We start from the raw sequence: 1,859 nt of genomic DNA on the forward strand, positions 1-1,859 counted from the left end.
CGATCGCGCGGGCGAACCACCCTAGCCTGAGCCGCGCGATGAAGACGGACAAGGCCATCTGGTACGTCTCGTTCGCCGTGAGAAACCCTGACGCCGGACACCACCGCTTCGCGCGCCAGACCCGCACCTTCACGACCGAGCGGGATGCCAAGGCGTTTGCACGCACGCTGCTCGAACAAACTCAGGACGTCAGCGCCGGAACGATCAATCCACACACGCCGAGACGCGTGATCGCGCCAGCCGCGATCGCGGCCTGGGCCGGCGAGAGCTGAGGTTTACTTCCTACAAGAAGCGGGACGGCGCGAATGGCGCAATCGGGATCTCCGGCGCCTTGCCGCTGAGCAGTTGCGCGACTAGCCGGCCGGTGCGGGCCGAGCCGACCAGGCCGACATGGCCGTGGCCGAACGCATAGACCACGTCGCGCGAGGCGCGGCTATGGCCGATGCAGGGCCGTCCGTCGGGCATGCTCGGGCGATGGCCGAACCAGGTCTTGATCCGTGAAGGTGGAATATCCTTCGGCAGTTTCGGGAACATGCTGAGGAGATGCTGGCGCAGGATCTCGGCGCGCTTCCAGTTCGGCGCGGCGTCGAGCCCGGCGATCTCCACGGTGCCGGCGGCGCGCAAACCCTTGTCAGTCCAGTTGACCACCATCTTGGCGTCCGAGGCCATCATCGAATTGCGCGGTCCGGATTCCGGATGCTCGATCATGACGTGATAGCCGCGCTCGGTCTCGAGCGGAACGGGATCGCCGACGGACGCTGTCAGCTTCCTTGAATGCGCGCCGGCGGCGACGACCGCGGCATCGCAAGCAATCTCACCGGTCTCGGTGAGGACGGCGACGAGCTTATTGCCGTTGAGCTTGAGACCGGTCGCTTTGGCGCGCACGAGCTTCGCTCCGCTTGCCAGCGCGTGCTGGGCAAGCGCCGCAACGTAAGCGCCGGGATCACGGCAGCGGCCGGCCTCCTCCACCACCACACCGAACGTGTAGCGCGGATGCAGATCCGGCTCGCGTTGACGCATTTCGTCGGCACTGAGCTCCATCCATGCGACGCCGACCTTCTTGCGCAGGCGCCAACCGAGATCGTTGTCGAAATTGCCTCGCGACGGGAACACGTGCATCACGCCGTTGCGCTCGACCAGCTCAGGCACGCCGGCTTCTTCCGCCAGCTTTCTGTGCAGCAACGGCGCATCCTTGAGGAGATCGCGTAGCGCAAACGCAGTCTTCTCGACCCGCGCCTCGGTCCAGCCCGAGAGCAGATACCTGATCAGCCAGGGCAGCGCCTTCGGCAGATAGGACCAGCGGATCGCGAGCGGACCGAGCGGATCCATCAGATAGCCCGGCACCTTTTTCCAGACGCCCGGCTCGGCCGGCGGGATCACCGAATGCGAGGAGAGCCAGCCGGCGTTGCCGTAGCTCGCCGCCTGTTCGCCACCGGGTTCGCCCGCGTCGATCAAGGTGACGCGATGACCCTCGCGCAGCGCCTCGATGGCGCTGATCACGCCGACCGCGCCGGCTCCGATGATGGCGACGTGGCGGACTTCCGACATCGCTTACGCCTTCGCCGCCGGCGTAAAGTCCTTGCCGACCGAGATTGCGCGCGGATCGATGATGCAATGAACGATCGACGGCTTGCCCGAAGCGAGCGCACGCTCGAAGGCTGGTGCGAACTCGTCGGTACGCTCGACGCGCTCGCCATGGCCGCCGAACGCCTTGGCGTACATCGCAAAGTCGGGGTTCTTGAGCTGGGTGCCGACGACGCGACCGGGATAGTCGCGCTCCTGGTGCATGCGGATGGTGCCGTATTGCGAGTTGTCGACGACGATCACGACCAGCGGCGCATCGTACTGCACGGCGGTCG

The 1,859-nt window shown here is 66.2% G+C and carries 3 protein-coding genes; 1 reads left to right on the forward strand and 2 read right to left on the reverse strand.

Features of this window, described 5'->3' with window-relative positions:
* Window positions 1-272, forward strand: a 272-nt coding sequence (locus VF497_RS15740; protein ID WP_330890437.1) for a hypothetical protein, incomplete at its 5' end; no start/stop codon positions are given.
* Between the two features lie 10 nt (window positions 273-282).
* On the opposite strand, the gene VF497_RS15745 is transcribed toward VF497_RS15740, so the two are convergent.
* Together VF497_RS15745 and VF497_RS15750 are read right to left on the reverse strand one after the other, a co-directional pair.
* On the reverse strand, window positions 283-1,548 hold the full coding sequence (locus tag VF497_RS15745; RefSeq protein WP_330890439.1) for an FAD-binding oxidoreductase: 1,266 nt from the start codon (window positions 1,546-1,548) through the stop codon (window positions 283-285).
* A 3-nt stretch (window positions 1,549-1,551) separates the two neighbouring features.
* On the reverse strand, window positions 1,552-1,859 hold a 308-nt coding region (locus VF497_RS15750), incomplete at its 5' end, for a thiamine pyrophosphate-dependent enzyme (RefSeq protein ID WP_330890441.1).

The sequence above is a fragment of the Rudaea sp. genome, assembly GCF_036383415.1.
Taxonomy (GTDB): domain Bacteria; phylum Pseudomonadota; class Gammaproteobacteria; order Xanthomonadales; family Rhodanobacteraceae; genus Rudaea.

Excerpts from the sequence above, each read along its gene's own strand:
- VF497_RS15745 (WP_330890439.1), bottom strand. The coding sequence starts at position 1,548 with ATGTCGGAAGTCCGCCACGTCGCCATCATCGGAGCCGGCGCGGTCGGC.